Origin of the sequence: Nocardia nepalensis (genome assembly GCF_048910785.1) — a bacterium.
Taxonomy (GTDB): Bacteria; Actinomycetota; Actinomycetes; order Mycobacteriales; family Mycobacteriaceae; genus Nocardia; species Nocardia nepalensis.
Genome location: NZ_JBKBET010000007.1, coordinates 136,124 through 142,500 on the forward strand (window position 1 = coordinate 136,124; position 6,377 = coordinate 142,500).

Below are 6,377 nucleotides of genomic sequence, written 5' to 3' on the forward strand. Positions count from 1 at the left end.
GCGGGATGAGGGCCGCAGTGCCCCAAGGCTATTCACGACCAGCGCCGCGTAATCCGCCGTGTCCGACGGCCGTTCCAGCACCCGCGGTGCCAGTGCCTGCGGTCGTCCTCACCGCCGTCGACCGCCCACGCGACGATATGCGCTACGCCGGGCGGGATTTCGTGATCGCAACCCGGGCAGCGATAGGTTTTGATCGCCCGCCCGCCCGCAATGGTCCGCACGACGTACATATCGTCGGTATCCGGCCCCGCTTCCTGTCGACCGAACACATCGCCGATCGGCGAGCCGCCCGACTGCGAGCGGCCCACCTGGCGTTCGGTCCGCGGTTTTCGTCGGGGCATGCCATAAGCCTAGGTCGTGGCCCAGCGCACACCGCGCACAGTCCGTCCCATCCCGCGCACGCTTTCGCCCGCCGCGCACCTTTCCCCGGCGACTCCGCGCGCGGCAGGCGAATTTATGCGTGGCGCGGGAATGGGACTAGAAGAGGCGGAATTCGTTGCTCTCTGTGCCTCGTAGGGCGTCGTAGTCGAGGGTCAGGCAGCGGATGCCGCGGTCCTCGGCGAGGGTGCGGGCCTGCGGCTTGATCTGCTGGGCGGCGAAGACGCCCGCCACGGGGGCGAGGAGCGGATCGCGGTTCAGCAGTTCGAGGTAGCGGGTGAGCTGTTCGACGCCGTCGATCTCGCCGCGGCGCTTGATCTCGACGGCCACGGTGGCGCCGTCGGCGTCGCGGCAGAGCAGGTCCACCGGGCCGATCGCGGTCATGTACTCGCGGCGGATCAGCGTGTAGCCCGCGCCGAGGGTCTGCACATGTTCGGCGAGCAGCTCCTGAAGATGAGCCTCCACACCGTCTTTCACCAAACCGGGGTCGACGCCCAGCTCGTGCGAGGAGTCGTGCTCGATATCCTCGATGGTGATGCGCAGTTCCTCACCCGCCTTATTGGTGACCACCCAGAAGGCCTTCGCCCCCTCGGGTACCGCGTCACCATCGCGCTCCTCCAACCAGCACGGCGGGCTCATCCAGTTCAGCGGCTTATACGAGCCGCCGTCGGAATGCACGAGGACCGAGCCATCCGCTTTGATCAGCAGCAATCGGCGGGCCATCGCGAGATGGGCGGTGAGTCGCCCTACGTAGTCGACCTGACAGCGAGCAATCACTAGGCGCACCCAAGCACTGTAGGCGAGTGCCCGGTCTCGCTTGGCGTCAGCCCTGTCGCATCGAACTGTCAGCCCATGAGCAAGATGGCCGCGAGGATCGCGCTCACGGCGAGCAGGCCGGATTCGACCCTGGTGAGTCTGCGGGTCGACGCCGCTTTGGCCCGGATCATGCCGAAGCCGACGGCTGTCCCGATACCGAAGGCCACCAGGTGGCCGACATTGGTGAAGGTCTGTTCGATCAACACGCCTTCGGCGGCGACAATGAACCACACAGTGGCCCAGGCAATTCGCCACTGATGCGGGATGGCGACAACGATCGCACCGATCAACGCCATGGCGCCGTAGCTGACGCCGACGTCCTGCGCCCAGCGGATGCTGGCAGGCAACCAGTCTGCCTCGATCGCGATCCACAGACCGGCCGCGACCAGGAGTGTGGCACCGATATGTCCGGCCAGGAATACACGCACCATATGCACCGCGCCGAAGCGCAGCTCCGCAAGGGCGAGCAGACAACCGAGCAACGGAATCAGCACCCAGGCGGCACTCACATCACCGATCACCAGCGCGCTCGAAAACACGGTGCCGACGTGGCCGTTCAGCAGATTGTGCAGGTTCGTGCTGGCGTGCAGCACCATCCTCGTCTGCGCGGAATCGCTCAGCGCGGAGAAGACCACGGTGACAGCGACGAGGGCCGCCAGATATCCGAACGTCGCCGGGAGCCTCAGTTGCCACAAGCGTGACCGAAGCGGTCTGAGGGGATCGACCGGCGCGCGGTCGGCGGTTGTCGTCGCTGCGACCATCAACACCTCCATTTGCGTCGACGCCCTCCTGCCCAGAGGATGCCCGCGTCGACTATTACTTTCTGTCTTTCTCCATCATGCGTGATCAAACCGCGCACAGGCAGATTGTTCCCTGTGAGATTGCTCCAAAACCTCGTCCAACCCCTCGGGTAGCACGGCCGGTCGCTCTCACTTCGGCGTACAAAACAGCGGGTGCGGATATCGAAGCACATGACTATGAGCAGCACGCAAAAAGGCCCCCAACTGCTGTTGGGGGCCTTTCGCAAGGATGTTCCGGCGGTGTCCTACTCTCCCACACCCTGTCGAGTGCAGTACCATCGGCGCTGGTGGCCTTAGCTTCCGGGTTCGGAATGGGACCGGGCGTTTCCCCACCGCTATAGCCGCCGTAACTCTATGAAACTGTCACAGAGAGCACCCACACCCACCCCAGGGGGTTTGTGTGGTGCATCTGTATCTGTGTGTTGTTTCAGATACCGCACAGTGGACGCGTAGCTTCTTTGTTGGTAAGTCCTCGGCCGATTAGTACCAGTCACCTACACCCGTTACCGGGCTTCCAGTTCTGGCCTATCAACCCCATGGTCTGTGGGGGGCCTTAACCACTCGAAGGTGGTGAGAAACCTCATCTTGGAACAGGCTTCCCGCTTAGATGCTTTCAGCGGTTATCCCTTCCGAACGTAGCTAACCAGCAGTGCCCTTGGCAGGACAACTGGCACACCAGAGGTTCGTCCGTCCCGGTCCTCTCGTACTAGGGACAGCCTTCCTCAAGTTTCTGACGCGCGCGGCGGATAGAGACCGAACTGTCTCACGACGTTCTAAACCCAGCTCGCGTGCCGCTTTAATGGGCGAACAGCCCAACCCTTGGGACCTACTCCAGCCCCAGGATGCGACGAGCCGACATCGAGGTGCCAAACCATCCCGTCGATATGGACTCTTGGGGAAGATCAGCCTGTTATCCCCGGGGTACCTTTTATCCGTTGAGCGACACCGCTTCCACTTGCCGGTGCCGGATCACTAGTCCCGACTTTCGTCCCTGCTCGAGCTGTCACTCTCACAGTCAAGCTCCCTTGTGCACTTGCACTCGACACCTGATTGCCAACCAGGCTGAGGGAACCTTTGGGCGCCTCCGTTACATTTTAGGAGGCAACCGCCCCAGTTAAACTACCCACCAGGCACTGTCCCTGAACCAGATCATGGTCCGAGGTTAGAAGTCCAATACGATCAGAGTGGTATTTCAACGATGACTCCACCAACACTGGCGTGCCAGCTTCACAGTCTCCCACCTATCCTACACAAACCGTACCGAACACCAATACCAAGCTATAGTGAAGGTCCCGGGGTCTTTTCGTCCTGCCGCGCGTAACGAGCATCTTTACTCGTAATGCAATTTCGCCGAGTCTGTGGTTGAGACAGCAGAGAAGTCGTTACGCCATTCGTGCAGGTCGGAACTTACCCGACAAGGAATTTCGCTACCTTAGGATGGTTATAGTTACCACCGCCGTTTACCGGGGCTTAAATTCTCAGCTTCGCACCCCGAAGGGCGCTAACCGGTCCTCTTAACCTTCCGGCACCGGGCAGGCGTCAGTCCGTATACATCGTCTTACGACTTCGCACGGACCTGTGTTTTTAGTAAACAGTCGCTTCTCTCTGGTCTCTGCGACCACACCCAGCTCAGACCGCAAGGGCCATCACCAGACGTGGTCCCCCTTCTCCCGAAGTTACGGGGGCATTTTGCCGAGTTCCTTAACCACAGTTCTCTCGATCGCCTCAGTATTCTCTACCTGACCACCTGTGTCGGTTTGGGGTACGGGCCGTGTACCAACTCACTAGAGGCTTTTCTCGGCAGCATAGGATCACTGAATTCACCTCAATCGGCTACGCATCACCTCTCAGGCTCAATGTTGTGCGGATTTGCCTACACAACGCCCTACAGGCTTACACCAGTACAACCACTGACTGGCCCAGCTACCTTCCTGCGTCACCCCATCGCTTGACTACTACAGCAGGGGTCGTGCGCAGCCCCATCCAGCTTCCCGAAGGAAGTCTTTCAGGTTTTGGGCACTTAGCACCACTGATTCGCCATTGGGCGCGGATACACGGGTACGGGAATATCAACCCGTTGTCCATCGACTACGCCTGTCGGCCTCGCCTTAGGTCCCGACTCACCCTGGGCGGATTAACCTGGCCCAGGAACCCTTGGTCATTCGGCGGACGAGTTTCTCACTCGTCTTTCGCTACTCATGCCTGCATTCTCACTCGCATAGCCTCCACGGCTGGATCACTCCGCCGCTTCCATGGCTACACGACGCTCCCCTACCCATCCACACCACTGGAAGAAGATCCGTAGACCAACCTCGGTGTTATGTGTGAATGCCGCGGCTTCGGCGGTGTACTTGAGCCCCGCTACATTGTCGGCGCAGAATCACTTGACCAGTGAGCTATTACGCACTCTTTCAAGGGTGGCTGCTTCTAAGCCAACCTCCTGGTTGTCTTCGCGACTCCACATCCTTTTCCACTTAGTACACGCTTAGGGGCCTTAGCCGGCGATCTGGGCTGTTTCCCTCTCGACTACGAAGCTTATCCCCCGCAGTCTCACTGCCACGCTCTCACACACCGGCATTCGGAGTTTGGCTGATTTCGGTAAGCTTGTAGGCCCCCTAGACCATCCAGTAGCTCTACCTCCGGTGTGAAACACGTGACGCTGCACCTAAATGCATTTCGGGGAGAACCAGCTATCACGGAGTTTGATTGGCCTTTCACCCCTACCCACAGCTCATCCCCTCAGTTTTCAACCTAAGTGGGTTCGGGCCTCCACGACGTCTTACCGTCGCTTCACCCTGGCCATGGGTAGATCACTCCGCTTCGGGTCTAGAACATGCGACTGGAAACGCCCTATTCGGACTCGCTTTCGCTACGGCTACCCCACACGGGTTAACCTCGCCACATGCCACTAACTCGCAGGCTCATTCTTCAAAAGGCACGCCATCACCCACCCACCCGAAGGTGGCGCAGGCCCTGACGGATTGTAAGCGCACGGTTTCAGGTACTATTTCACTCCCCTCCCGGGGTACTTTTCACCTTTCCCTCACGGTACTAGTCCGCTATCGGTCACCAGGGAGTATTCAGGCTTACCGGGTGGTCCCGGCAGATTCACAGCAGATTTCACGGGCCCGCTGCTACTCGGGCACTTTTCACGAGAGCCAAGAAGTTTTCGTTTACCGGACTATCACCGTCTATGGCAGGCCGTTCCAGACCACTTCAACTAACAACTTGGTTTCTAACTCTCGCTCATCACGGCAGTGATGAGAAGAAAAGCCCCACTACCCCACACGGACAACGACTGCCGTCTATCACATCCGCATGGTTTAGCCTCATCCGCTTTCGCTCGCCACTACTCACGGAATCACTATTGTTTTCTCTTCCTGTGGGTACTGAGATGTTTCACTTCCCCACGTTCCCTCCACACACCCTATATATTCAGATGCGGGTAACACGACATCACTCGTGCTGGGTTTCCCCATTCGGAAATCCTCGGATCTCAGCTCGGTTGACAGCTCCCCGAGGCTTATCGCAGCCTCCTACGTCCTTCATCGGCTCCTGGTGCCAAGGCATCCACCGTACGCTCTTAAACACTTACTAACAAAGATGCTCGCGTCCACTGTGCAGTTCTCAAACAACACACCCACTCAAACCCCAACCCCGCACCAGCAGAAGACCTTTCAGCCTTCCCGGTATGACAGGAGATCCGAGCGGATCGTTATCTTGCCTGGAAAGAACGCCTGTTCTTTCAGGACCCAACAGTGTGTCGATATATTCACCGCGACCAACCACACAGGATTGATCGAATGCGATAAAGCTTGTCAGCGTTCCACCCATGAGCGTCCGCAGTTCTACATGTGAGAACTAAACGGTCTCTGACGCGGTCGAGGACGACTGTTCGAACCGACCAGCGTAGAAGTGCTCCTTAGAAAGGAGGTGATCCAGCCGCACCTTCCGGTACGGCTACCTTGTTACGACTTCGTCCCAATCGCCAATCCCACCTTCGACGGCTCCCTCCACAAGGGTTAGGCCACCGGCTTCGGGTGTTACCGACTTTCATGACGTGACGGGCGGTGTGTACAAGGCCCGGGAACGTATTCACCGCAGCGTTGCTGATCTGCGATTACTAGCGACTCCAACTTCACGGGGTCGAGTTGCAGACCCCGATCCGAACTGAGACCGGCTTTAAGGGATTCGCTCCACCTCACGGTATCGCAGCCCTCTGTACCGGCCATTGTAGCATGTGTGAAGCCCTGGACATAAGGGGCATGATGACTTGACGTCGTCCCCACCTTCCTCCGAGTTGACCCCGGCAGTCTCTCACGAGTCCCCGCCATTACGCGCTGGCAACATAAGATAAGGGTTGCGCTCGTTGCGGGACTTAAC

At 59.1% G+C, this 6,377-nt stretch carries 3 protein-coding genes and 3 rRNA genes (1 of these 6 cut by a window edge); all 6 read right to left on the minus strand.

Going from position 1 to position 6,377, the window contains the following annotated elements:
* Positions 1-32 precede the first annotated feature (32 nt).
* Positions 33-341: an ATP/GTP-binding protein gene (locus ACHQ4I_RS07345; RefSeq protein WP_420770933.1), complete on the minus strand. Its 309-nt coding sequence runs from the start codon at positions 339-341 to the stop codon at positions 33-35.
* 136 nt (positions 342-477) lie between these two features.
* Positions 478-1,164 (minus strand): endonuclease NucS, encoded by a 687-nt coding sequence (gene nucS, locus ACHQ4I_RS07350; RefSeq protein ID WP_420770934.1) that lies wholly within the window; start codon positions 1,162-1,164, stop codon positions 478-480.
* Positions 1,165-1,223: 59 nt separating this feature from the next.
* Entirely contained in the window at positions 1,224-1,955 is a 732-nt protein-coding gene (locus ACHQ4I_RS07355) for a rhomboid-like protein (protein WP_420770935.1), read from the minus strand.
* Between the two features lie 271 nt (positions 1,956-2,226).
* Positions 2,227-2,343, minus strand: a 5S ribosomal RNA gene (rrf, locus tag ACHQ4I_RS07360).
* Positions 2,344-2,454: 111 nt separating this feature from the next.
* A 23S ribosomal RNA gene (locus ACHQ4I_RS07365) occupies positions 2,455-5,591 on the minus strand.
* A 329-nt stretch (positions 5,592-5,920) separates the two neighbouring features.
* Positions 5,921-6,377 (minus strand): 16S ribosomal RNA (locus tag ACHQ4I_RS07370); it runs 1,060 nt beyond the window's last position.
* Together the 16S, 23S and 5S rRNA genes form the textbook arrangement of a ribosomal RNA operon.